Below are 23,735 nucleotides of genomic sequence, written 5' to 3'. Positions count from 1 at the left end.
TCATGAGCATCGCCCGTCGCCATCGTGAGCGCATGGCCGCTCAACTTTCCGCCGCCCCGGAACGGGTGGCGATGGTGGTCGCCGGTGGAGAGGCCCTCTCACTCTCCGCCGGCGGCAATGCCGCCAATGATAACCCCGCCGCCGCTCAAATCATGATGCGGTTCCAGGGGGACATGCAGCGCCTGAAACAGATCCAGTCGGTCAAAGCCAAGATCGACGCCAAGCGCGACATGCTGCCGGAATATGCCCCGTGGTGCGAAGGCTTGCTCAAGACCGCCGCCGAAACCGGCACGGGCGTCCCTGACGAGATCCTGACCACCATGATGGTCTGGCGGATCGATACCGGCGATTATGCCGGCGCGCTCGAACTGGCCGCCCATGTGCTGCGTTATCAGCTGCCTCTGCCAAAACGCTATGAACGCTCGGCCGGGACGCTGATCGCCGAGGAAATCGCTGACGCGGCACTGACCGCGCTCGGCAAGGGTGACGCCTTCGACCTCGGCACCTTGCAGGATACCGAAGCCCTGACAGTGGCCGAGGATATGCCCGACGAGGTGCGCGCGAAAATCTTCAAGGCCATCGGCCTCGAATTCATCCGTCAAGCCGATGCCGAAACAGACGCCGGTCATGCACTCGTATTGCGAACCAACGCCCGGCACGCGCTCGGCCTCGCCCGCGACCTGCACGAACGCTGCGGCGTCACCAAACAGATCGAAAAGCTCGACCGCGCCCTCCGCGCCGACACCCAAGACCAGAATTCCGGTACCTGACCGGACAAAGAACGCCCCCGGCGCTCGGCGGCGGATTGGTGAAGGCTCAGGGCTTCGGCCCTGCACCTGAAACGATCCTCACCGCCGAAACCGGGGGGCGACCAAAGGGAAGCCCAATGAGTTTTGTTGCCCGCCCGCCCATGCCGGTCGCCCCTGAGACCAATTCGGCCGACGAACCGATCATCAATGACGGCTTTTTCCCGGACGTGAACCCGCTGACCGTCCGCACAGTCGGCCGCATCTCCACAGCCGTCCCGCCCGAGCGCCTGCGCGCCGCCATCATCGCCGCCATCATGACGGTCGAACGCGATCTGACGGAATGGGCCAACCTTCAACGGGCCGCCGGATATACGAGCCTCGCCGATGTGCCGGGCGTCGTCATCGACGGCTTGTCACGCCTCCTGCAACTCTATCAGCGCGCCGTCACGCTTTACGCCAAGGCCGAACTGATCGAACGCACCCGTGATTTCGACACCACGGCAGCCGGCGGCAAGGCAGTCGACGAGCTGACCGAAAGCGTGGGTGATCTCCGCCGCGATGCCGCCCATGCCGTGCGCGACATGCTCGGCCGCAGCCGCACCATTGTGGAGCTGATCTGATGGCTCAGGCCCGCACCCTGACCGCCCAGCAGGGCGATACCCTCGATCAACTGATCTGGCGAGACGCCGGACTCGGCGCGAACGATCTCGGTCGCATCCTCGCCGCGAATACCGGCATCGCCGACCATGGCGAGATCCTGCCCATCGGAACCACCGTCACAATCCCCGCCATCGCCAGCGAACCACGCCAACGGCCGCTGATCCAGCTCTGGGACTGAACCATGCATTACCGCGACCTCTTTGAATTCACCACCAACCTGATCGGCGCTCTGACCCCGAGCCTGATCGGCAGCGCTGTGGCGCAAGTCTGGAAACCGGGCCTGAGCTGGCGTCACCGTTTCGTTCAATGGGTCGTCGGCTCGACTGTGTCCTATTACGCGACGGTCGGCATCATCGCCTGGACGGGCTGGAATGAATTCGTCGCGCAGAGCCTTGCGTTCGGCATCGCCATGATCGCCTTCGACGCCACGCCGCGTCTGATCCGCGCCCTCGGCGATGCGCTCACCGAGCTGCCTGCCCGCATCGCTGACCGCTACTTCGGAAAGAAAGGCTGACCCCATGCGCAAGATCGACCGGATCAACATTCATTGCACCGCCACCCGCGAAGGCCGGTTTTATACGGTCGCCGATATCGACCGCGACCATAAAGCGCGCGGCTTTGGCAAGGGCGCATCGCGGCCCTGCGGCTATCATTATGTGATCTATGCTGACGGCAGCGTTCACATGGGCCGCCGCGAGGATGAAATCGGGGCCAATGCGACCGGCTATAACGCCACCAGCATCGGGATCGTTTATGTCGGCGGCCTCGATGCCAACGCCAAGCCGAAGGACACCCGCACCCCGGCGCAGAAAGCGGCGCTCGCCCTCCTCGTCGATCGCCTTGCCGCGAAATACGGCGTGCCGAAAGCGCGCATCCTCGGCCATCGGGATCTGTCGCCCGACACCAACGGCAACGGCCGCGTCGACCCGTGGGAATGGGTGAAGGTCTGTCCCTGTTTTGATGTTCAGGCCGAGGTCGATGACTGGCTTGCGAGGCCGATCGAATGACCGTCCTCATCAACCTGTTCGCCAAGCTCTCCGGCGCACGCGGCACCCTGACCTTGATCGCGCTCGCCGCCGCTGCCGCCGCCCTTTATGCATGGGGGGCGACGGGCCGGGCTGACCGGGACCGGCTGGCCACATGGGCCGGGCGGGCTTGTGCCGCCACTGGCACTGACTTTGCCGCGTCGACAATCGCCCTTGATGGAAAGCCGCGCAGCTTCGCCCGTGGCGAGCAATGCGAGGCCCGCATTCGCGACCTTGCCAGATCCGAGCGTGAGACGGTCGCGGCGACCGCCCGCACGCTGGCCGAAGCCCTTGCCGATCATGACCGCAAATCAGCCGCCGATCTTGCCAGCGCGCGCAAGCTCGCCGCCGCCGCCGCGCGTACCGCCCAACAGATGGAACAGGCCAATGCAAAAATTACTTCGGACAATCGCGTCGGCGCTGACTGGTTTGGCGCTCTTAATGACCTTGCCGGGCTGCGCCACCCGGATCATTGAACAGCCCGCGCCGCCGCCCGTGGCCGTGCCGGTCCGCGACACGCCGCCCGCCGATCTGCTGGTTTGCCCGGCAGCACCCCAAGGCTTTCCGACCGATGAAACCGCCGCGGCGAACCTCTCGCCCGAAATCCGCGCCGCCGCCATTCGTCTGGCTTCGGCTTATGCCGACCTGCGCGGCCGGTTCGCCCGGCTGATCTCATGGCACGGCAGCGCGTGCGAGGAGGCAAACTGATGCGCAAACCGGACAGCCTCCGCAGCTGGCTCACCGCCTGCCTGCCGGCCCTTGCCGGGCATCCCGACCAGTTGCAAGTCTATGTCGAAGCCGGACGCATTGCCGCCCGGAAGTCACGCACCCTGTCGTTTGAGTACCGGTACACATTGCAGATCCTGCTCTGCGATCACGTTGGCAACGCCGACGATGTGATCGTTCCGTTGCTTGCATGGATCGAAAAAGAGCAACCCGAGCTGTTCAGCCAGGACGATAACGAGCCTTTCACCTATGAGGCCGAGATCCTTGACGGCGACCGCGTCGATCTCCTGATCAGCCTCGACCTGACCGAGCCGGTTCTGGTCAACCCGCGCGCCGATGGCAGTGGCTATGACATCGAGCATCCGACGCAACCCGATTTCACCGACGAATTTCCGGGCGTCGGGGCCTCGTGGCTCCGGCAATGCTACGCCGGGATGGAAACGGTGCAGGAGTCGTCTGACCCGGCCGCAGCCTTGACGCCGGAAATCCCGCCGGATGCGCCCGCGTCATGACGGATGAGCTGACCGAGATCGAGGCCATTGCCGGCGGCTTACTGCGCCAGCTGTCGTCAAGCCAACGCCGCACGCTGATGCGCCGCATGGCGCGGGATCTCGCCTTATCCCAGCGCGCACGCATCGCCGCCCAGCGCGACCCCTCCGGCGCGGCCTTCGAACCCCGGAAGAAGAAAGCCGAGCCCATTCGCGGTCGTTCGGCCGTGGCCTTTCTTTATCCATCCGGCGGCTCCGGCACCGCGCGCCGCGTGACCATGAAAAGCTATGTCATTGAGCATCGCATGATGACCGGTTTCGATATCGAGACCGGGGCCATTCGCAGCTTCATGGTCGACAAGGTAATCAAATGGCTGCCCGTCGAAGCCGAACATCGGAACGCCGCCGGCGGCGGTATGTTGCGGCGGCGCGGATCACTGCGCCGCAAGGCCATGTTCAAAAAGCTCGCCTCGGCCCGCAATCTGCGGAGCGGCGCTGACGATCAAGGCTTCTGGGTCGGCTTCTCCGGCCGCGCCGCCGAAGTCGCACGCATCCATCATGAAGGCTTGCGCGACCGCCCATCCCTGAAGGCCCGCGCCATGCGCTATCCCCGGCGCGAACTTCTGGGCGTGACCGAGGCCGAACGCGCGGACATGCTGCACGTCCTTTATGCGCACCTCGCCGAGGCCGTCGACTGAGGCCACAAAGGCCGATCGATATGGACAGGCCACCTCTCCACAAGCAGGCCATAGCAAGCGGATAGTCATGCCGGTGACATAGGGGCATGGCCGATCAAACATTCACCGCTGTCGATCTTTCGAAGCTGCCCGCTCCGCAGGTGGTCGAAACCCTCGATTATGAAACGATCCTCGCCCAGCTGGTCGCATCCGCCAAACTGGTCATGCCGGAGTTCGCCCCGCTTGAAAGCGACCCGGCGATGAAACTGCTGGAAATCGTCGCCTATCGCGAGATCCTGCTGCGCCAGCGCGTCAATGCCGCCGCGCGGGCTGTCATGCCAGCCTATGCGACCGACGAGGATCTTGACAATCTGGCGGCACTGCTGGGCGTCACCCGGTTTCAGCTTGAACCTGCCGACCCTCTGCTCGGCATTCCGGCAGTGATGGAAAGAGACGCCGATCTGCGCCGCCGCATGGTCCTCGCACCTGAAGGCTATTCCGTCGCCGGACCGGAAGGGGCTTATATTTTCCATGCGCTGTCGGCCCATCCGGACGTGCTCGATGCCAGCGCCGTCAGTCCTGACCCCGGCGAGGTGGTGGTTTCCGTCCTGTCGCGCGACGGCGACGGTACGGCATCAGCAGGACTACTGGCGGCGGTCGCGGCCTATGTTTCGGCCGACACGCGCCGCCCGCTGACCGATCACGTCACTGTCCAGTCGGCGGCCATCGTGCCCTATGCCATCGACGCTGAGCTGACGACTTTCTCCGGCCCGGACGGCAGCGTCGTGCTGTCCGAAGCGAACCGTCGCCTCGGTGAATATATCGAGGGCAGTCACCGCCTTGGCCGCGATATCACCATTTCCGGCATCCATGCCGCACTCCATGCCGAGGGCGTTCACAATGTCGTTCTGACTTCGCCTGTGGCCGATATCGTCGTCGATCGGCACCAAGCCCCACACTGCACCAGCGTCACGGTCACCTATGGCGGTATTGGCGAATGACGCAGTCGCTCCTGCCGCCCAATGCCACCAAACTGGAACGCGCCCTTGAGGCCGCGACCACCCGGCTGTCCGATATCAACACCAATTTGCGGGTGCTCTGGTCGCCATCAGAATGCCCCGAGGCGCTGCTGCCATGGCTCGCGTGGTCGCTGTCGCTCGACAGCTGGTCGACCGACTGGCCCGTCGCCATCAAGCGTGAACGTATCCGCCGGGCCCTTGATATCGCGCGGCGGAAGGGAACCGCTGAAAGCGTGCGCAGCGTCGTCCAGTCCTTTGGCGGCTCGGTCGCGTTGCGTGAATGGTGGCAGCTTGATGAGCCCGGCCCGCCGCATACCTTTGCCCTTGTCCTCAACCTCAATGGCGAAGGTGGCTCCCCGGCGACTGCCGCCTTTGTCAATGCGGTGATTGCCGAGGTCTCGCGTACCAAGCCAGTCCGCTCCCATTTCACCTTCACCCAAGGGCTCAGCGCGGCTGCTCCGATCGGGCTGATCGCCGCCGTTCGGCCCGTGACCTATGCGCGGCTTTCCTCGGTTGCGCCCGCCGCATGACGCCCCTGCCCCCTGATATCGCCCTGCTGGGCCTCGGCCTTCTCCTGATCGCCGCCGGCCTTTGGAGAATTCGCCGATGACCGACCTGACCATGATCGTTACCAACGCCGGCCGCGCCGCGCTGGTCAATGCCGAGAACACCGGAACCCAGCCCGTTCTGATCGCGCAGGCCGGGATCTCGGCAACGGCCCTGTCCCCGACGCCCGCCACTGCTGTCGTGCCCGATGAGATCAAGCGCATCGGCACACTTTCGGGTGATGTCGTCGCCGACGACACCATCCACCTGATCGTTCGCGATGAAACAAGCAAGCAATATACCGTCCGCACAGTCGGCCTCTATCTCGCCGATGGCACGCTGTTTGCGGTCTATGGTCAAGCCGCTCCGATCATCGAGAAGTCTGCGCAGTCGATGCTGCTGCTCGCGATCGACATTCGCTTTGCCGATGTGAACGCCAACGAACTAACGTTCGGCGACAGCAATTTCCTCAACCCGCCCGCAACCGTCGATCAGCCGGGCGTGATTGAACTGGCAACCGGGCCTGAAGCAATCGCAGGCACTGACGCGGTTCGCGCTGTCACACCCAGCACCCTCAAAGCGGTGATCAATGATCGATTCGGAGCCGGTGCGCCGACCGCGCTACTCAAGACGATCCTTAATCGGGCGACCGCCGCACTCGTCCGGGATGATCTCGGCATCAAAGCCGCAGCCCTCAAGGACGAAGGCGCAGGCAACGGCCTCGATGCCGACAAACTAGATGGGCAGGAAGGCGCTTGGTATGCCGACATCGCAGCGCGCCTCGGCTTCTCACCTACCAGCCCCACCCAGCTCGATCAGTTCGGCCTGCAGCTCTGGTCGGGCGCGGTGATGGCCTTCGCAATGCCGGCCGCGCCCACGGGCTGGCTCAAGGCGAATGGCGCGGCAATCTCACGCACCACCTATGCCAAGCTTTTCGCAGCGATCGGCACTAGATACGGCGCAGGCGATGGCGCGACCACCTTCAACCTGCCGGATCTGCGCGGAGAATTTTTGCGCGGCTTTGACGACGGGCGCGGGATAGACGTGGGCCGCGTACTGGGGGCATTTCAAGATTGGGCAATCAAAGACCACATTCATCCTCAGCTATTTTTTCCGGCTGCAAGTGGCTGGCACGGTGCATACGGGGGCGCCACAGCAGGATGGGGGAATGAAACATTCGGTGCAGGGGAACATTACGCCGGCGTCGGCACGGCAAACTCATATGGGGGAGGCACCGTTCCCACACCGACCCGAGTACCTGCTGCAAACCTATCCAGCTCAGAAGTTCGCCCGCGCAACGTCGCGTTGCTGTTCTGCATCAAATATTAAAGGAGCCGCCATCATGCTCGTCTATAATTATCACCCGATGACCGGCGAATATTTGAGCACCGCCAAAGCTGATCCCGACCCGCTCGAAAAAGGCAACTGGCTCATTCCGGCCCATGCTACCACCGAAAAACCACCGTCCCGACGCGGCAAGAAGGTCGCTGTCTATCATGATGGCTGGGCGCTGTGTGAAGACACGCGCGGGCAGACCTATTGGCTCCCCGATGGATCTCGCCACGAGATCCAGACGCTTGGACAAGCACTACCCGACGGTGCACTAACTACAGACCCGAGCCTAGTCCAATCCGCCGCCCAGCAGCTCGCCGCCCTACGTCACACCCGCAATACCCGGTTGAGCGCATCGGACTGGACCCAAATGCCGGATGCGCCGCTGATTGAAGCCCGGCGCGCCGCTTGGCAAGATTACCGGCAGGCGCTGCGCGATCTGCCCGAAATCTGGGCCGATAATCCGGGCGGCGTCCTTTGGCCCGAGCCTCCCGCCGCCTCCATCATCTAAACATCACCAGAACCCAAGGAGTTTTATGACTACCGTTCCTGCTCTTGCGCCCATCCGCCCTGTCAAGCCAATCGCCGGCTATATTGGTGGCAAGCGCAACCTCGCCGCGCGCATCGTGACCCTGATCGAGCGCATCCCACACACTGCCTATTATGAACCATTCGTCGGCATGGGCGGCATCTTCCTGCGCCGCCGCGCGCGGCCCAAGGTGGAAGCCATCAACGATATCTCCGGCGACGTCACCAACCTGTTCCGCATGCTGGCCGAGCACTATCCCTATGTTATGGATCTACTGCGGTTCCGATGCACGAGCCGGGATGAATTCGAGCGGCTGCGGGCTATCCCCGGCGAACATCTCACGGATCTCCAACGCGCCGTGCGGTTTATATACCTCCAGCGTTTAGCTTGGGGTGGCAAGGTGAGCGGGCGCATGTTTGGCGTCTCGCCACAGACCAGCGCCAGCTTTGACATTGCCAAACTGCAGCCGATGCTCGAAGCCGTTCATGATCGGTTATCCGGCGTGATCATTGAGCGATTGCCTTACGACGATTTCATCCGGCGCTATGACCACGCGGGCGCTCTGTTTTACCTGGACCCGCCCTATTGGAATTGCGAGAGCGACTATGGGGACAACGTGTTTTCACGCGACGATTTCGCCAAGATGGCGGAGCAACTCTCCGGAATCACCGGAAAGTTCCTGTTGTCGCTCAACGACACGCCCGGTGTCCGCAAGGCCTTCTCGGCCTTTCATCAGATGCCCGTCGCCGTGCGCTACAGTATCACGAGCACCGTCACCGCACGTGGCAACGAGCGCGGCGAGCTGCTAATTTCCAACACCATGTTACCGGCCAACGACTGATCCAAAGCCCGGCTTGCCATCAATAGAGTCTGCCGTGAACCTTGCTTTCTAGAAGAAACAGACCGTCGATCAAGGCGTGCATTTTATTGCCGCGCTCTGCATCCTTGGCCTTAACGATTGAATTTTATTCAGCCCTGACGGTCGCGGATGACCGAAAGGAAACCACCAAGATCCATCAACCACACCTGCTGCGATGAACGGTAGGTTCCATGCAGTCGGCGCGGAACGACGAGTTGTAACCGCTTCGACTGCATTTCGCTGGTCTGATTCTCCGAAATGCCCGGCTCCAACGTCAATAGATGCTTGTCGTCGATCCGCTGAGCTTCGGAGAGAACCTGCCGCCATCTGTCCTTAAGCGTCGATTTCGCACCCAGCATCGTCAGTCGAGCGGCCGGAAAGCTGGGATCCCGATATTCTGCCTGACCGGGGAAAAGGAAGTCTGGCTTGTTCCGATTCTCAGTTTCTGCACCTCGTGCATAAGAAATACCATGTGCTGTAAAAACTGCCTCAAGGTGATTTTCCAGAGCCTGTCCGGCTCGCGATTTGCGGCGGTTCTGGACGCTGAGCGAAAAGGAGAGAAAACCATCGACATCAGCACCCTCGGGAGAATGGAAGCCGGCTGAAATGCGCTCTGCTACAACCCTACGCTCCAGTCGGCGGAATAGTTGCTCCTCTCGGTCCATCCATTCGATCAGGGCGCGATCGGGATCATCGAGCGCAGAGATCTCCGGCAAGGACGAGCGTGCAAGTTCCGAAAAGTCTCTGGTCTTGGGGAACACAAGTCCGAACCGTTCGATGAGATCGTCCAGCGTACCAGCCTCGGGCTCCTCTGGTTCGATACCGAGTTCATCCAGGATATAGCGTGCCGCGAAGTCCAGATCGGCATTATGCGTCCCTTCGATCTCCTGAAAGGCAAAGCTGAATTCCGGCTGCTCCTCAAGCCCGAATAGCCATAAAAGCTGGTTCTGGATAGTACTGTCGACAGGGGTAATGATTACCATCGTAGTCCCGTCACGGCACAACGCGAGAAAGAAAACATCCCCCGCCTGCATCATGCCTGTAACTTCATTGCCCGGATAATAAAGACGATATTCTGTCCTCACCGGATGCATCCGACGGGCATCATACCAACTCACGGTACCCTCGACGCTGAGCGCCTCCTGCTCTCCCCCCAACCAGACGAAACGTGTGGGAATATTCCTTCGATCTTCATCTCCCAGCAACTGACGCAGAGGTGTGGACCCATTGAACTCGTGCTGGTTGGATTTTGCTGGTGTTGTCTCTACGGCGCTCAACCGCTTGACTACGACACCTTCAAAATAGTCGGATAGCTGCCCCCGTTTCATTCAATCTGTCCCCTGATTTCTAGCCCGGACTGGTCTGATCGAAGCCAATCTGCACATGTTAACAGCAACTCGTCGAGCGGAAGCCGCGTTCGCCCCCTGAGCGCACACTCCCATATGATCGCCTGTCGCCAGCCGGATTTGGCCAATGCATCTTTCGTTCGCGCATCGACCTCGCGGTTTCGGGTGATTTTCGCCTCCCAGAATTCGGGACGTGTTGAAGGCCACCTGAACAAATGACAGTCATGACCGTGCCAGAAGCATCCATGAGCAAAAATCACCGCGCGATAACGCGATAACACGATATCCGGCTTTCCCGGCAACGTGCGATCATGCAGGCGGAAGCGGAAGCCCAAGCGGTGCAGGCCTTTGCGCAACAGCAGCTCTGGCTTTGTATTCGTTCCCCGGATCCCTGCCATCATGCGGCTGCGCACGTCAGTCGGAACAATGTCAGCCATTGGCAGCAACTGGCTCCCGCACGGGACGTGTGACTCTGACGGAGGCTGACGCTGGGCGATTAACACACTTTGCCACCGCACTCTCAATATGCGGTTTCATCGCCTCAGCGAGGAATTCGACCACTGGCACAACAACGGCATTGCCGAATTGCCGATATGCCTGCGTGTCGGACACGGACGCCGGTATATGCCAGCGACGATCACCCCGATCAAAGCCCATCAATCGGGCACATTCGAGAGGCGTCAAGCGACGCGGCCGCTCGCCGGGCTGATCAACGAGGATTTCTGAGCCGTCCTTATAATACCGTGCCGATAGCGTGCGTGTAACATCTTCAGGACCGAATAAGCTGTAGCCGAAACCATTTCCTTTCGACTCATGTTTCGCCTTGTAGGCCTTGAGATATTCCCACAGGCGCGGCGTGAGCGTGTATTTTGGGTCGACCTCGTCGTGTGGCTCCAGAATGCTGCCGAGCTTGGGACCGGCAGCGGCTGCAGGGATTTCCAGGCTGTTCAAATCGAAGGCCGTAGGCTCACGGAAACCAACGATGAAGATACGCTCCCGTTTTTGTGGCACCCATGGCTCAGAGCTGATTACGCGCGTCGTTACATGGTATTTCAGCTCGTTCTCAAGAACATTCATTATTGTCGCAAAGGTGCGCCCCTTGTCGTGACGCTGAAGGTTCTTGACGTTTTCCAGAACAAACGCTGCCGGCCGATGATGGGCAATGATTTGCGCCGTATCGAAGAACAGGGTGCCTTGCGTATCACAAAGGAATCCATGTGGACGCCCGAGCGCGTTTTTCTTCGAAACACCAGCGATCGAGAAAGGCTGGCAGGGAAAACCAGCCAACAGCACATCATGCTCCGGAATCAAGGCTGGATCTTCGGAATATTCGCGAATGTCGCCAGCAATAGGATGGTTGTCGCGGAAATTTCGCGCATAGGTTTTCTGCGCATTCGGATCCCATTCCGAGGTGAATACGCAATGGCCACCGATACCCTGAAAACCCACGCGCAGGCCTCCGATACCTGCAAACAGGTCGATAAAACGGAAGGATATAGGACTGGTTGAGCTTGGCGTCTTCCCTGCAGCTTCGCGGAGTACACGTAGAGCCAAACGCGAGGGACTCCCACTGGCATAGCGATAGGCTGTTCGCTCTGAAACCTCCAGAATGTTAGCCGCCTCATTTAACGTCAGGCCGGCACGATCACATAGTTGGGTGAATTCATTCTGCTTAACTACTGGCTTCCGCATGCGATACCCCTGTGTCATTTTCCGCCATAATGTCGGAAAGATTCCCAGAGCGCAACTGTTCTATTAATGTTCTTATTGTTGCCGCTGATTGTGAGACGGGGCAAGGCCAAATATGCCGACAACTTCCCATTTATGGACAGGCCGCCTCTCCACATGCAGGGCCGCGCGCTTTAACCGGGCGCGCGGCATTGTTGCTGCATGGCACATGCATCCGACATTGAACAGCTGACCGGCGATATCCTCCGCCTTGGCGTGATTGCCTCGGTCGACCATGCTGCTGGCACCTGCAGCGTTAAAACCGGCGAGATCGTTACCGGCGACCTGCCGTGGCTCGCGCTGCGCGCCGGCGGCACCCGCTGGTGGTCGCCGCCAACCATCGGCGAGCAATGCCTGCTGTTCTGCCCGGAGGGCGACACCGAGGCCGGGATCGTGCTGCCGGGCCTTTATTCCGACATGTTCCCCGCGCCGAGCGCAAACCCCGACCTTCACCTGACCGTTTATCCAGATGGCGCGCAGATCGCCTATGACAGCGCCACCCATGCGCTGACGGCAACCCTGCCCGCCGGCGGCACTGCCCGCGTCACCGCCGATGGCGGGTTCACGATCGAAGGCGACGTCACCATAACGGGCAATGTCAGCGTATCCGGCACCGTCACTGCCGACGCTGACGTTGTGGGCGGCGGCGTCAGCCTCAAATCGCACAGGCATGGCGACGTCCAGACGGGCAGCGGCCAGACCGGGGCACCCGCATGACCGGCATGGATCGCAGCACCGGCGGCGGGCTCAATGAGGAGACGCATCTCCGCCAGTCGATCACCGATATTCTGACCACCCCAATCGGCGGGCGCGTGGCGCGACGTGATTATGGCTCGCTGTTGCCTGATCTGATCGACCAGCCTGTCACCGCCGCCACGGGCCTCCGCCTTTATGCCGCAACCGCCCTTGCGCTGTCCCGTTGGGAAAAGCGCCTGCGGCTGACCCGCATCACCATGACCTCCGGCTCCCGTGCCGGGGCCATCATCCTGATCCTTGAAGGCCAGCGCACTGACACTGCCCCGGCCAACAGCCGCACCCGCCTCACCATCCCGCTTTCCCGCGCCATCGCCTGAAGGAGCCCACATGGCCACGTTCAAACATGGAATTACCGTCACTGAGATCAACACTGGCACGCGAACCCTGACGCCGCTTTCGACCGCCATCATCGGCCTTGTCGCCACGGCGCAGGATGCTGACGTCGCCACGTTCCCGCTCGACCGCCCCGTGCTGGTCACCGATGTGGAAACCGCAATCGGTAAAGCAGGCACGACCGGCACACTGCGCACCGCCCTCCGCGCCATCGCCGATCAAACCCGCCCGGTCATCGTCGTAGTCCGCGTGGCACAGGCGGCAGACGAAGCCGACACCAACGCCAATGTGATCGGCGACACGATCGACGGCATCAAGACCGGCATGCAGGCGCTTCTGGCGGCCGAAGGGCAGCTTGGCGTCCGCCCGCGCATCCTTGGCGCACCCGGCCTCGACACCCAGCCCGTGACCGCCGCGCTCGCCATCGTGGCAAAAAAACTGCGCGGCTTCGCCTATGCCCGTGCGCAGGGCGACACCATCGCCGAAGTCATCACCTACCGGGCAAATTTCTCGGCCCGCGAGCTGATGTTGCTCTATCCTGATTTCCTCGCCTTCAATACCACCACGGCCACCAATGCCGCGAGCTACGCGGTCGCCCGCGCGCTCGGCCTGCGCGCCCTTATCGACGAGGATCAGGGGCCGCAGAAAACATTGTCGAACGTGGCCGTCGCCGGCGTGGTCGGCCTGACCCGCGACATTCAATGGGACATCCAGAGCAGCGAAACCGAGGCTGCCTTGCTCAATGAAGCCGAGATCACGGCATTGGTGCGCACCTCGACCGGATATCGTTTCTGGGGCAACCGCACCTGTTCGGACGAGCCGCTGTTTGCCTTCGAAAGCACCGTGCGCGTGGCGCAGATCCTCGCCGATACCATCGGGCGCGGGATGTTCTGGGCCGTCGACAAGCCGCTGACCCCGGCGCTGGTCAAAGACATCATCGAAACCATCAATGGCTTTTTCCGTGACCTGAAGACCGAAGGCGTGATCCTCGGCGCGCGCGCATGGTTCGATGAGGGTCAGAACAGCACGTCGAGCCTCAAGGCCGGCAAGCTGCGCATTGATTACGATTACACCGTGCCGCCGCCGCTTGAAGACCTCGGCTTTAATCAGCGCATCACCGACAGCTATTTCGCCGACTTTGCCGCCCAGCTCGCCGAAGCCTGATCCCCGTTTTCCCGACACCTGACACAAGGAGGCCCCGATGGGACTGCCCCGTACCCTTAAAAATATGACGATCTTCAATGAGGGCCTCGCCTATCTGGGCGAGGTTTCCTCAGTCACCCTGCCGAAGCTCACCCGCAAACTGGAAGAATGGCGAGGCGGCGGCATGGGCGGCCCGGTCAAACTCGACATGGGACAAGAAGCGCTCGAACTGGAAATGACCTTCGGCGGCCCGATGCGCGATATCCTCCGGCAATATGGCGTGGTCGGCATGGCCGGCGTTTATCTGCGCTTTGTCGGGGTCTATCAGCGCGACGACAGTAGCAGCATGGACAACATCGAAATCATCATACGCGGCCGCCATGAAGAAATCGACATGGGCGAAGCCAAACCCGGCGAGATCAGCGAATTCAAGGTCAAGACAGCCGTCGCCTATTACAAGCTGGTCTGGGGCGGCGTAACCGAGATTGAAATCGACCACATCAACATGGTTGAGATTGTCAGCGGCGTGGACCGCCTGGCCAAACAGCGCGGTGCCCTCGGCATCTTTTAAATCATGGCCCCGGTTGCGCGCCGGGGCGCACCATCTCATTGCCTGTTCAGGAGCGAACAATGCCCGATCACAACATCGAAAAAACCAAGGCCGAGACCAGCGCCGTCGTTGCAGCTGCGGCGTCCCCAAATCTCTCAGCGCCTGTCGACCTCGACGAGATCATCACGCGCGGCGAGCAGAAAATCGCCTTTGTCCAGATCCGCAAACCGGCGAGCGGCGAACTGCGCGGGCTCAGTCTGATTGAGCTCGGACAGCTTCATATCGACAGCCTGCTCAAAGTTCTGCCACGCATCACCGTGCCGACGCTCACCGCCCAGGAGGTGGCCGCCATGCCGCTTTGTGATCTGCTCGCCTGCGGGGCTGAGGTTGCCTCTTTTTTGCTCAGGAAGCGCGATCGGGAGGCGGCCTCCCCCGACGCGTAGAGGAAGCCATGGCCGATATCGCGGCGGTCTTTCACTGGCCGCCGCAGGCCATGGCTGAATTTTCCCTGACCGAGCTGATGAACTGGCGAGAACTGGCCGCCCAGAGATCCGGCAACACCAAATGAGAGACGCCGCCCCATGGACCGAAATCTGCGCATCAAGTTCCTGCTCGAAGCCATCGACAAGGTCACCGCACCGCTCCGGGATATCAGCACCGGCAGCGGCAAGGCCGGGGCGGCGGTCGACGCCACACGGGCGCGCCTGAAAGAGCTGGATCAGACCACTCGCAATATCGCCGGCTTCCGTCAACTCAAACAGGACGTGGAAACGAGCGCCGCCCAGATGCGGGCCGCCGAAACGCGCGCGACCGAACTGGGCCGTCAGCTGGCCCAGACGGCAACGCCAACGGCGAAACTGCGACGCGAATTTGAGCAAGCCCGGCGGGAAGCCTTAGCACTCCGCCAACGCCACGAGGGCAACAGCACCTCCTTGCAGGCCATGCGCCAGAAGCTCAACGACGCGGGCATCAGCACGCGCAATCTGGCAAGCCATGAGCGGGATCTCCGCACGCAAACCGCACGCACGAACACAGAACTGCAAGAACAGGCAGATCGCCTGCGCCGCATCACCGATCGCGAAAGCCGCCTTGCCGCCGGGCGGGCCGCCCATGCGCGCGTCCAGGGTATTGCGACCGGGATGGCGGTCGGCGGTGCAACCAGCATGGCGACCGGGGCGGCCATGGGTGCGCCGCTTTTGGCTTCGGCCAAGCAGGCCATGGAATTCGAGTCCGTCATGACGGATATCGCGCAGAAAGCTGACCTCGGCCGCGCCGCGTCCCGCAAGATGGGCACTGAACTGATCAAGGCGGCGACCGCAGCCAACCAGTTCCCGGCCTCTCTTCAGCAAGGCGTCGATGTCCTCGCTGGCTTCGGCCTCGACCCGCGACAGGCAACCCAAATGATGGAACCAATCGGGCGGGCCGCCACGGCCTATAAGGCCGAGATCGCCGATCTTTCGACCGCAAGCTTTGCTTCGATCGACAACCTCAAGGTGCCCTTCGCCCAAACGGCGCGCGTGCTCGACATCATGGCGCAGGCCGGCAAAAGCGGGGCATTCGAAATCAAGGACATGGCACAACATTTCCCGGCACTCACGGCCGCCTCTCAGGCCCTCGGGCAACAGGGTGCACCTGCCGTGGCAGATCTCGCAGCCGCATTGCAGATCGTCCGCAAAGGCGCGGGCGACAGTGCGAGTGCTGCAAATAACCTTCAGAACCTGCTCAACAAGATCAATTCGAAGGACGCGGCCAAGAATTTCGCGACGTTTGGTGTCGATCTGCCGGCGGCGCTGGCGAAGGCGGCGAAAGACGGCAAAACCCCGATCGAGGCAATCACCGAATTGACGTCCAAGGCGCTCGGCGGCGACATGGCAAAACTCAGCCATCTGTTCAACGACGCCCAAGTTCAGGCCGCCCTGCGCCCGCTGATGCAGAACCTCGAACAATACCGGCAGATCCGGGCCGAGGCGCTTGGCGCAAAGGGCGTGGTCGACACCGATTTCGCCGACCGCCTCAAGGACGGGGCGGAGCAGGCAAAGGCGGCGGAAATCTCCAGCCAGAAACTCGCCCTGACGCTGGGCGCGATGCTGTTGCCAACGGTCAACGCCATCATCGGCAAATTGACGGCACTCGCCAACCGATTGGCCAGTTGGGCGGAACAAAACCCCAGGCTGGCCAAGACAATCGCGTGGATCGCCGGAATCCTCGCCGGGATTTTGGTGGTGTTGGGCGGGCTGGCCATTGCCATCGCCGGCGTGCTGGCCCCGTTCGCGGCATTGAGTTTCATCGCCGGCGCACTCGGCATGGCGCTTTTGCCCGTGCTCGGCATCGCCGCTGCGGTCGTCGCCGGGATCGCTCTCGTCGTCGCCGCCGGATATCTGGTTTATAACAATTGGGACCAGATCGCGGGCTTTTTCAAAGGTATCTGGGACACCATTACCGCGACATTCACCAGCCTGTTCGCCATGCCCGGCAAGTTCATTCAGCTTGGCATTGATACCATCAAGGGCTTTATCACTGGCATCGCCAGCATGATCCCGGAAGTCGGCAAAGCGATTTCGAATGTCGCCACGCGCGTCGTCAGCGGTTTCAAGTCCCTGCTCGGCATCCATTCGCCGAGCCGCGTTTTCGCCGGGCTCGGCGGCTTTATGATGGATGGGCTTTCGCAAGGACTTGCCACAGGCCAACAGGCCCCCTTGCGTCAAATCACCACACTTGCCGGCGGACTGGCCGGGGCCTTTGCCGTGGGCTCTGCCGGGGCTGCCCCTGCCACGACCAGCGCCAGCGCTTCACAGGCCGCCGCTGCCATGGTCCCGCAAGTCAGCGCATCCACCAGCTACAACATCACAATCAACGCCAACGGCACCGGGGCTCAGGACATCGGCCGACAGGTCCGCGAGGCAATCGAACAGATCGAACGCGAGAAGGCCGGCCGCGCCTTCCGTGACCGCTAAAGGAGGTCCACATGCATTTGATGGCTCTCGGCATGTTCCTGTTCGAAACCGGCACGCTCGCCCATGACGATCTGCAACGGCGCAGCGACTGGCGACATGCGCGGACAGGCCGTTTTGGCGCGCGGGACGCGGCGCAATATATCGGCCCCGGCGAAGAAACAATCAGCCTCTCGGGCGCGGTCTATGATGAAATCGCGGATGGCCGCGTCTCGATCGACACACTGCGCGATATGGCGGACATTGGCGAGGCTTGGCCGCTTGTCGACGGCTCCGGCACGGTTTTCGGCACCTATGTGATCACGATGGTCGACGAGCGCCATGTCGCGTTCATGCAGGACGGACGCCCGCGCCGGATCGACTTCGCGCTCGATCTCCTGCGCGTCGACGATCCAGCGGAGGCGGCAGGCTCGGGAAGCGCCGCCGCATGAGTGACCGGGGCCATAATATTCCAGACTGGCGCGTGACGCTCGACGGCGCGGATCTCACCGGCAAGATGCGCCCGCGTCTTGTGGCCCTGACGATCTCGGAAAAGCGCGGCGACGAGGCCGATCAGCTTGATATCGTTCTTGATGATACGGATGGGCAGCTGGCCATTCCGCAACCGGGCGCGGTGCTCACCGTGTCGCTCGGCTGGAAGCAGGGTCGCGACGTGACCATCGGGCTTATCGGCAAAGGCAGCTTCAAGGTCGACGAAGTAACGCACAGCGGGCCGCCGGATCTGATTATGCTGCGCGCCCGCTCGGCGGATTTCACGTCCGAGATCCGCAACCGCCGCGAACAGGGCTGGCGCGACACCACGCTCGGCGCGGTACTCGGGGACATCGCCGGGCGCAACGGGCTCACGCTCCGCATCGCGCCGGATCTCGCGGCCATCGCCCGGCCATCAATCACGCAAAGCCGGGAAAGCGACGTCGCTTTTCTCCGCCGCCTCGGCCGCGAATATGACGCCGTCGCCACCATCAAGGCCAGCCATCTGATATTCGCCCGAACAGGATCTGGCACCACCACCAGCGGCGACCCGCTGCCCGCGCTCACCATCCGCCGCCGCGACGGCGACCGGCACAGCTGGACGACGCAAACCCGCGACGATTACCCTGGCGTCACCGCCTATTGGCATGACCGCAAGGGGGCCAAGCGCAAGTCGTTCACGGTTGGCAACAAAGACGGGGCCAAGCGGCTGCGTAAAACCTACGCCAGCGAAGCCGACGCCAAGAGCGCCGCCATTGCCGAGCGTGACAGGCTGTCCCGCGCGCCTGCAAATCTCGATTTCACCCTCGCGCTCGGGCGGCCCGACGCCTATCCCGAACAGCATGTCACGGTCAGCGGCTTCAAACCTGATATTGACGGCACCACATGGCTGATTAGTGAAGTGACACATCGCCTCGACGGCAACGGCCTTGGTACATCCATCATAATGGAGACCGCGCCATGAGCCGGTCAGGTCTTGCGCACAACACCTACAACACGGCCGACCACATGAAGCTCGCTTTCACAGGCGATCTCCGGCGGCACGCGCGGATTGTCCGAGATGATTTTGAATGTGCCATCCGGCAGCGCACGCACACGCTTGATCATGCCGAGCGGTCCCATGGCGATGGCCCACATGCGGTCCTGCCCCCGGATCGTGTGCTGCGTCCGATCGACCAGCACGATATCCCGATCCATGATCGTCGGCTCCATGGAGTCGCCTTCGGCCAGCGCAAAGAACATATTCTCCGGCTCGGATTTCGAAAAAAGCTCAAGCCAGCTGCGCGGGAACGGCACCGGGTTGGTCTTGACAAGCTGTTCGTCAATAAATGTGGCACCGAGGCCATAAGACATATCAATCTGCGGCACCAGCACCAGATCCAGCTGATCGGCCAACACCTCTGGTGTCGGCGTGAGCAATGCACCCACTTCTGGGTCATCCGTCTCGCCCGTCAGATACGCTGGCGTTGTGCCAAGAACCTGAGCAATTACATGCAGATGTTTGGAGCCTGTGCTCTCTCCGAGTGCCAGTTTTCCGATTGTCGCCTGCGAAACTCCGATTTTACGGGCCAGCGCTGACTGCGAAAACCCGGCTGCTTCCAGGCGTTCTCTAAACCGTGCGCTGATAACAAGTTTCGTTCTAACCATAACTCACTATTAACAACTTTTGTTATTAGCTGGTATAGTAATTTAAGGGTTGACCGATCTACACCACAAGCTGTAGCTTGCTAATTATGGACAGGAAAATGACACCATTTGAAGCACTGGAAGCGGCGGTCGAACGGGCTGGATCGCAATCTGCCTTGGCGCGCAAGCTGGGAGTTTCCCAGACGGCGGTCTGGAAATGGCTGCAAAGCTCGAAGCGGATACCCGCGGAACATGTGTTGAAAACCGAGAAAATGACGGGCATTTCGCGACACCTGCTGCGGCCTGACATTTATCCAATGGACTTGTGTGAGAAGGGGGCGATTTCATCATGAAAACCAAGGAGGCCCCGCGCCTGCCATATATTTCCTGTCCGCATTGCGGAACCAAAGCATTCGCCCGCAGTGCCGGCAAGACGACCGAAGTCTATCGCGAGGTGTATTATCACTGCCGCCAATTGCTGGCCTGCGGCCATGTCTTTGTGGTGGCGATGCAGGTGCTTCGGACCGTGCGGGTTTCAGCTTGCCCGAACCCGGCTGTTCAGCTTCCCATCACCCATTACGCCCGCCCGGCCAATGACGATCCGCTCCCGGCGGCGAATGATGATCAGCCGCCGCCGTCGCCCCCGGTCACAGCCAGAATGACCGACTAGATCCCCCGAAAACCATCGGTCTTTTTGCCCCGGACGCGCTGTCGTCCGGGAACGGCTGAACTTTGCCTGTTGAGTATGCAAATGCGCCCTGATTTATTACAAGAAATCTCGCAGCGATTGAAGACGGACTACCAGCTGAAGCTGCGCGGTGACTGGATGCGCGAGGGCAAATGCCCATCCTGCGGACGAAAAGAGCTTTACACCCGCGCGGACAGCCCCTGGCTTCTCAAATGCGGGCGCGAAAATCGCTGCGGGTGGGACGGCCACGTCAAGCAGCTTTACCCCGATATCTTCGACGACTGGTCGAAACGTTACCGCGTCACCGAGGCAAGCCCGGCCGCCGCCGCTGACGCCTATCTGCACCATGCACGCGGCTTCAATCTGGCCGCCCTGCGCAGCTCATATACTCAGGAATATTATCACGACCAGGGGCTCAGCATCGGCTCGGCGACCGTGCGCTTCCCCCTGCCCGGCGGCGGCTGGTGGGAACGGCTGATCGACCAGCCGAGCCGGTTCGGCAAGATGAAGGCCCGCTTCGCGCCGGGCGGCGGTTATCGCGGGCGCTGGTGGCAAGCCCCCGGCACCACGATGCAGGATCTCGCGCGCGCCGATCAGATCTGGATCTGCGAAGGCATCTTTGACGCCATTGCCCTGGCACAAGCGGGCCGCTCGGCCGTGTCGGTCATGTCCTGCAACAATTTCCCCGAGCTGGCGCTCGCCGACCTCCGCCGGGCTTGCGCCGATCATGATCTCGCTGGGCCAAAACTGATCTGGGCCTTTGACGTGGGCCGTGCTGGCGTCGAATACACCCGCCGCTTTGTGAAACGCGGGCGGGATGCTGGCTGGCAATGCGGCGCGGCTCAGGTACGCGAGGATGGCGAAGGCGAAAAGCTCGATTGGAACGACCTCGCCCAGCGCGACAAGCTGACCGCCGAAGATCTGGAAACCTATCTCTGGAACGGCGAAGTCACCATCGCCCGCGTGGCCTCGGAAAAGGCTGTCCTGCTTTATCAACGCTACAAGATCGCAAGCTTTCCGCTGGTGTTCCAGAACCGCCAAATGTGGGCGCGGTTCGACCTCGCGCGCATCAACGAAATCATTGAAGAATGGGGCGACATGCCGGCCATGAAAGGCCTGTCCTATGCCCAGAAATTCGACCTTGCGGCCAAGGAAGCAGCCGAGGTTTCGGAAATCGCCAACTGCGCTTTCCGCGCGCTCTATTTCCAGCGTGACGAGGCCGCCGACGACAGCGCCTATTATTTTGCCATAGACTTCCCAAGTGACCGCCCGCGCATCAAAGGGACATTCAGCGGCTCAAGCCTGGCCGCCAGTGCCGAGTTCAAAAAGCGCCTGATCAGCCTCGCGCCGGGCGGGATCTGGACGGGCTCGACGCAACAGCTCGATCGCCTGATGCAGCGCCAGCTGGTCAAGATCAAATCGGTCGAGGCGATCCAGTTCACCGGCTATTCAGCCGATCATCAGGCATGGATACTTGGCGACATCGCAGTCCATAAAGGCCGCGTCTTTGAGCCGAACGACGAGGATTATTTCGATTTCGGCAAGCAACAGGTCAAGCTGCGCTCGTCAGAACGCACGCTGACCATCAACTATGACTCGCAAAAGCTGGATCTCTTTTGGGTGCCGCTGATCAGCCGCGCCTTTGGGGCCAAGGGGTTGGCAATGCTCGCCTTCTGGTTCGGCTCGCTGTTTGCCGAGCAGATCCGCGAAGAACAGAAAAGCCTCGCCTTTCTCGAAGCGACCGGCGAGCCCGGCACCGGCAAGACCACGCTGATCGAATTCCTGTGGCGGCTTTGCGGCCGCGAGGATTATGAAGGCTTCGACCCGGTCAAATCGACCCCGGCCGCGCGCGCCCGTAATCTCGGAAAGGTCGCAAACCTGCCGGTCGTATTGCTCGAAGGCGACCGCTCGGCCGACACCCCACACAGCCGCAAGTTTGAATGGGACGAACTGAAAACCGCATACAACGGGCGTTCGGTACGCTCACGCGGCGTCGCCAACGGCGGCATGGAGACATTCGAACCACCGTTCCGGGGTGCGATCGTCATCGCCCAGAACGCCCCGGTCGAAGCCTCCCCGGCCATCATCGAGCGCATCATGGCGCTGATCTTCGACAAAACAGGCTGGTCAGTCGACACCAAGGAAGCAGCCGAAGCGATCGAGCGTATCAAGACCGAGCAGGTCAGCAGTTTCATTATCCATGCCATCCGCCGCGAAGAAGAAATCATGGCGACCTACCGCGCCGCCTTCGCCAAGCATGAAAAGGCGATGCTGGCCGATCCGGAGATCCGCAACGGCCGCCTCGCCAAAAACCACGCCCAACTCGCCGCCATGTTTGACGCCATGCGCATCATCGTCCCGAATATCGCCGAGCGTGACGCCCTCGCGGTCCATGAGCTGATCCGCGCCATGGTGCGCGAACGCCAGCTCGCGGTGAACAGCGACCACCCGCACGTTCAGCTGTTCTGGGAACGCTACGACTGGCTCGCCAGCCTGATCACGCCGGGTGCCATCAACCCCATCAATCACAGCGTCCGCGCCGACACCATCGCCATCAACCTCGTCCAGTTCGAACAGCTCTGCGGCGAGCATCGGCTCTCCCTGCCCTGCACCATGAACGAACTGAAACGCCTCCTGAAGAGCAGCAAGGAGCGCAAGTTCCTGTGCTCGAAAGTCACCCGATCATACGAAAAAACGCTGTTCTGCTGGCACTTCTCTGCCCCCAAATCAAATTGAAAGGAAACGCCATGATATATTTCGAAGTCAAAAATCGCTGGACGGGTGCCGTTCAGTTTGTCGCCGAAATCAACTGTGCCGAAGATGCCCCGCGCGCGCTCAAGCTGCGGCTCGCCGTCATGTGGGCGCTCAAGTTGAAAATCAGCCTGACCTGCTGCGATCTCAATGACGCGGATCTCTCGACCATGGACCTCGCCTGGGCGGATTTCGCCGGGGCCAGCTGCGCACGGGCGAATTTCGCTTACGCCGATCTCTGCGCAACCGACTTTACGGGTGTGGATTGCACGGCGGCCGACTTCACCAACGTGAATGCGACCGTGTCTGATTTCAGCTTGGCAAAGCTTACGCATGCGATCTGCACGAACGCCAATTTTCGCGGCAGCTGCATGCCCGGCGCAGACTTCTGCGGGGCCGATCTCAATGGGGCGAACCTCAACCGCACCGATCTGACCCACGCAAGTTTTGTCCGCGCCGACCTTACCGGGACCAATTTCGCCGAGACCAAATGGCGCGATGGCGTGATCATCAACCGGCGGCCGCTTCAACTGGCCGGCCTCGAATTCCCCGTGATCATTTTCGACGATCATATGGAGATCGGCTGCGAACTGCACAGCATCGGTGATTGGGCAGCGTTCGACGATCGTCACATCATCCGCATGGGCGGTGCACGAGCTATCCGCTTCTGGCACAGCCATAAATACGCCCTTCTGGCACTGGCGGCATCTGACGCGCGCGGCCCAGCCGCAGCAACTCAGGAGATCGCAGCATGAACGACATGACGCACCAATATGTTGCCG

Annotated in this window: 31 protein-coding genes and 1 pseudogene; 27 read left to right on the top strand and 5 right to left on the bottom strand. The window is 61.6% G+C overall.

Annotated features, from left to right (window positions below):
• Positions 1-2: 2 nt before the first annotated feature.
• The 14 genes from gpM to NYP16_RS02325 all read left to right on the top strand — a co-directional run bounded on the left by gpM (position 3) and on the right by NYP16_RS02325 (position 8,592).
• Positions 3-770, top strand: coding sequence for a phage terminase small subunit (gpM, locus tag NYP16_RS02390; protein ID WP_274942512.1), 768 nt, complete (start codon positions 3-5; stop codon positions 768-770).
• A gap of 116 nt (positions 771-886) precedes the next feature.
• Positions 887-1,369, top strand: coding sequence for a head completion/stabilization protein (locus NYP16_RS02385; RefSeq protein ID WP_274942511.1), 483 nt, complete (start codon positions 887-889; stop codon positions 1,367-1,369).
• Entirely contained in the window at positions 1,369-1,587 is a 219-nt protein-coding gene (locus NYP16_RS02380; RefSeq protein WP_274942510.1) for a tail protein X, read from the top strand. The genes NYP16_RS02385 and NYP16_RS02380 overlap by 1 nt, the downstream gene beginning before the upstream one ends.
• 3 nt (positions 1,588-1,590) lie before the next feature.
• A complete protein-coding gene (locus tag NYP16_RS02375; RefSeq protein WP_274942509.1) occupies positions 1,591-1,923 on the top strand; it encodes a hypothetical protein in 333 nt (110 codons plus the stop codon).
• A 4-nt stretch (positions 1,924-1,927) separates the two neighbouring features.
• Positions 1,928-2,416, top strand: coding sequence for an N-acetylmuramoyl-L-alanine amidase (locus NYP16_RS02370; protein WP_274942508.1), 489 nt, complete (start codon positions 1,928-1,930; stop codon positions 2,414-2,416).
• Positions 2,413-2,910, top strand: coding sequence for a hypothetical protein (locus NYP16_RS02365; RefSeq protein WP_274942507.1), 498 nt, complete (start codon positions 2,413-2,415; stop codon positions 2,908-2,910). Before NYP16_RS02370 ends, NYP16_RS02365 begins: the two co-directional genes overlap by 4 nt.
• Positions 2,876-3,142: a hypothetical protein gene (locus NYP16_RS02360; RefSeq protein WP_274942506.1), complete on the top strand. Its 267-nt coding sequence runs from the start codon at positions 2,876-2,878 to the stop codon at positions 3,140-3,142. The genes NYP16_RS02365 and NYP16_RS02360 overlap by 35 nt, the downstream gene beginning before the upstream one ends.
• Entirely contained in the window at positions 3,142-3,672 is a 531-nt protein-coding gene (locus NYP16_RS02355) for a phage tail protein (RefSeq protein WP_274942505.1), read from the top strand. The genes NYP16_RS02360 and NYP16_RS02355 overlap by 1 nt, the downstream gene beginning before the upstream one ends.
• Positions 3,669-4,346 carry a phage virion morphogenesis protein gene (locus NYP16_RS02350; RefSeq protein ID WP_274942504.1) on the top strand — a complete coding sequence of 226 codons (678 nt, stop codon included), beginning with the start codon at positions 3,669-3,671 and terminating at the stop codon, positions 4,344-4,346. The genes NYP16_RS02355 and NYP16_RS02350 overlap by 4 nt, the downstream gene beginning before the upstream one ends.
• Positions 4,347-4,432: 86 nt before the next feature.
• Positions 4,433-5,326 (top strand): baseplate assembly protein, encoded by an 894-nt coding sequence (locus NYP16_RS02345; RefSeq protein ID WP_274942503.1) that lies wholly within the window; start codon positions 4,433-4,435, stop codon positions 5,324-5,326.
• Complete coding sequence (locus NYP16_RS02340; protein WP_274942502.1) at positions 5,323-5,874, top strand: phage tail protein I; 552 nt, start codon at positions 5,323-5,325, stop codon at positions 5,872-5,874. Before NYP16_RS02345 ends, NYP16_RS02340 begins: the two co-directional genes overlap by 4 nt.
• 76 nt (positions 5,875-5,950) lie before the next feature.
• Positions 5,951-7,219, top strand: coding sequence for a tail fiber protein (locus NYP16_RS02335; protein ID WP_274942501.1), 1,269 nt, complete (start codon positions 5,951-5,953; stop codon positions 7,217-7,219).
• Positions 7,220-7,232: 13 nt separating this feature from the next.
• Positions 7,233-7,733, top strand: coding sequence for a tail fiber assembly protein (locus NYP16_RS02330; RefSeq protein WP_274942500.1), 501 nt, complete (start codon positions 7,233-7,235; stop codon positions 7,731-7,733).
• A gap of 25 nt (positions 7,734-7,758) precedes the next feature.
• The gene (locus tag NYP16_RS02325) at positions 7,759-8,592 is read left to right on the top strand and encodes a DNA adenine methylase (protein ID WP_274942499.1); all 834 of its coding nucleotides are present in this window, start codon (positions 7,759-7,761) and stop codon (positions 8,590-8,592) included.
• 128 nt (positions 8,593-8,720) lie between these two features.
• Here NYP16_RS02325 and NYP16_RS02320 read toward each other — a convergent pair whose 3' ends face one another.
• From NYP16_RS02320 to dcm, 3 genes are read right to left on the bottom strand one after another with little or no spacing between them, the layout of a single operon-like run.
• Positions 8,721-9,938 carry a type II restriction endonuclease gene (locus NYP16_RS02320; protein ID WP_274942498.1) on the bottom strand — a complete coding sequence of 406 codons (1,218 nt, stop codon included), beginning with the start codon at positions 9,936-9,938 and terminating at the stop codon, positions 8,721-8,723.
• The gene (locus NYP16_RS02315; protein ID WP_274942497.1) at positions 9,935-10,393 is read right to left on the bottom strand and encodes a very short patch repair endonuclease; all 459 of its coding nucleotides are present in this window, start codon (positions 10,391-10,393) and stop codon (positions 9,935-9,937) included. Before NYP16_RS02315 ends, NYP16_RS02320 begins: the two co-directional genes overlap by 4 nt.
• The gene (gene dcm / locus NYP16_RS02310; RefSeq protein ID WP_274942496.1) at positions 10,386-11,648 is read right to left on the bottom strand and encodes a DNA (cytosine-5-)-methyltransferase; all 1,263 of its coding nucleotides are present in this window, start codon (positions 11,646-11,648) and stop codon (positions 10,386-10,388) included. The genes NYP16_RS02315 and dcm overlap by 8 nt, the downstream gene beginning before the upstream one ends.
• Positions 11,649-11,846: 198 nt before the next feature.
• Between dcm and NYP16_RS02305 the strand changes: the two genes are divergently transcribed.
• The 9 genes from NYP16_RS02305 to NYP16_RS02265 are packed head-to-tail and all read left to right on the top strand — an operon-like array spanning position 11,847 to position 18,852.
• On the top strand, positions 11,847-12,401 hold the full coding sequence (locus NYP16_RS02305; protein WP_274942495.1) for a phage baseplate assembly protein V: 555 nt from the start codon (positions 11,847-11,849) through the stop codon (positions 12,399-12,401).
• A complete protein-coding gene (locus tag NYP16_RS02300; protein ID WP_274942494.1) occupies positions 12,398-12,757 on the top strand; it encodes a GPW/gp25 family protein in 360 nt (119 codons plus the stop codon). Before NYP16_RS02305 ends, NYP16_RS02300 begins: the two co-directional genes overlap by 4 nt.
• A 10-nt stretch (positions 12,758-12,767) precedes the next feature.
• Positions 12,768-13,937: a phage tail sheath protein gene (locus tag NYP16_RS02295; protein ID WP_274942493.1), complete on the top strand. Its 1,170-nt coding sequence runs from the start codon at positions 12,768-12,770 to the stop codon at positions 13,935-13,937.
• A gap of 37 nt (positions 13,938-13,974) precedes the next feature.
• Positions 13,975-14,487 (top strand): phage major tail tube protein, encoded by a 513-nt coding sequence (locus tag NYP16_RS02290; protein WP_274942492.1) that lies wholly within the window; start codon positions 13,975-13,977, stop codon positions 14,485-14,487.
• Positions 14,488-14,546: 59 nt separating this feature from the next.
• A complete protein-coding gene (locus tag NYP16_RS02285) occupies positions 14,547-14,909 on the top strand; it encodes a phage tail assembly protein (RefSeq protein ID WP_274942491.1) in 363 nt (120 codons plus the stop codon).
• A gap of 8 nt (positions 14,910-14,917) precedes the next feature.
• On the top strand, positions 14,918-15,034 hold the full coding sequence (locus tag NYP16_RS02280; RefSeq protein ID WP_274942490.1) for a GpE family phage tail protein: 117 nt from the start codon (positions 14,918-14,920) through the stop codon (positions 15,032-15,034).
• Positions 15,035-15,047: 13 nt separating this feature from the next.
• Complete coding sequence (locus tag NYP16_RS02275; RefSeq protein WP_274942489.1) at positions 15,048-17,420, top strand: phage tail tape measure protein; 2,373 nt, start codon at positions 15,048-15,050, stop codon at positions 17,418-17,420.
• An 11-nt stretch (positions 17,421-17,431) separates the two neighbouring features.
• Complete coding sequence (locus tag NYP16_RS02270; protein ID WP_274942488.1) at positions 17,432-17,848, top strand: phage tail protein; 417 nt, start codon at positions 17,432-17,434, stop codon at positions 17,846-17,848.
• Positions 17,845-18,852 carry a contractile injection system protein, VgrG/Pvc8 family gene (locus NYP16_RS02265; protein WP_274942487.1) on the top strand — a complete coding sequence of 336 codons (1,008 nt, stop codon included), beginning with the start codon at positions 17,845-17,847 and terminating at the stop codon, positions 18,850-18,852. The genes NYP16_RS02270 and NYP16_RS02265 overlap by 4 nt, the downstream gene beginning before the upstream one ends.
• A gap of 5 nt (positions 18,853-18,857) precedes the next feature.
• Here NYP16_RS02265 and NYP16_RS02260 read toward each other — a convergent pair whose 3' ends face one another.
• Together NYP16_RS02260 and NYP16_RS14600 are read right to left on the bottom strand one after the other, a co-directional pair.
• Positions 18,858-19,316, bottom strand: a complete 459-nt coding sequence (locus NYP16_RS02260) for a S24 family peptidase (RefSeq protein WP_274942486.1) — start codon at positions 19,314-19,316, stop codon at positions 18,858-18,860.
• A 36-nt stretch (positions 19,317-19,352) separates the two neighbouring features.
• Positions 19,353-19,535, bottom strand: a pseudogene (locus NYP16_RS14600) (helix-turn-helix domain-containing protein); the annotation flags it as partial.
• A 98-nt stretch (positions 19,536-19,633) separates the two neighbouring features.
• Between NYP16_RS14600 and NYP16_RS02255 the strand changes: the two are divergent.
• The 4 genes from NYP16_RS02255 (at position 19,634) to NYP16_RS02240 (ending at position 23,708) form a co-directional block, all read left to right on the top strand.
• Positions 19,634-19,867 (top strand): transcriptional regulator, encoded by a 234-nt coding sequence (locus NYP16_RS02255; protein WP_274942485.1) that lies wholly within the window; start codon positions 19,634-19,636, stop codon positions 19,865-19,867.
• Positions 19,864-20,184, top strand: a complete 321-nt coding sequence (locus NYP16_RS02250; RefSeq protein WP_274942484.1) for an ogr/Delta-like zinc finger family protein — start codon at positions 19,864-19,866, stop codon at positions 20,182-20,184. The genes NYP16_RS02255 and NYP16_RS02250 overlap by 4 nt, the downstream gene beginning before the upstream one ends.
• A 117-nt stretch (positions 20,185-20,301) precedes the next feature.
• The gene (locus NYP16_RS02245; RefSeq protein ID WP_274942483.1) at positions 20,302-22,938 is read left to right on the top strand and encodes a toprim domain-containing protein; all 2,637 of its coding nucleotides are present in this window, start codon (positions 20,302-20,304) and stop codon (positions 22,936-22,938) included.
• 11 nt (positions 22,939-22,949) lie between these two features.
• Positions 22,950-23,708: a pentapeptide repeat-containing protein gene (locus NYP16_RS02240; protein ID WP_274942482.1), complete on the top strand. Its 759-nt coding sequence runs from the start codon at positions 22,950-22,952 to the stop codon at positions 23,706-23,708.
• The last annotated feature ends 27 nt before the right edge of the window (positions 23,709-23,735 follow it).

The organism is Govania unica (assembly GCF_027920805.1).
Lineage (GTDB): Bacteria > Pseudomonadota > Alphaproteobacteria > Sphingomonadales > Govanellaceae > Govanella > Govanella unica.
This window is presented reverse-complemented; position numbering and strand designations above follow the sequence as displayed.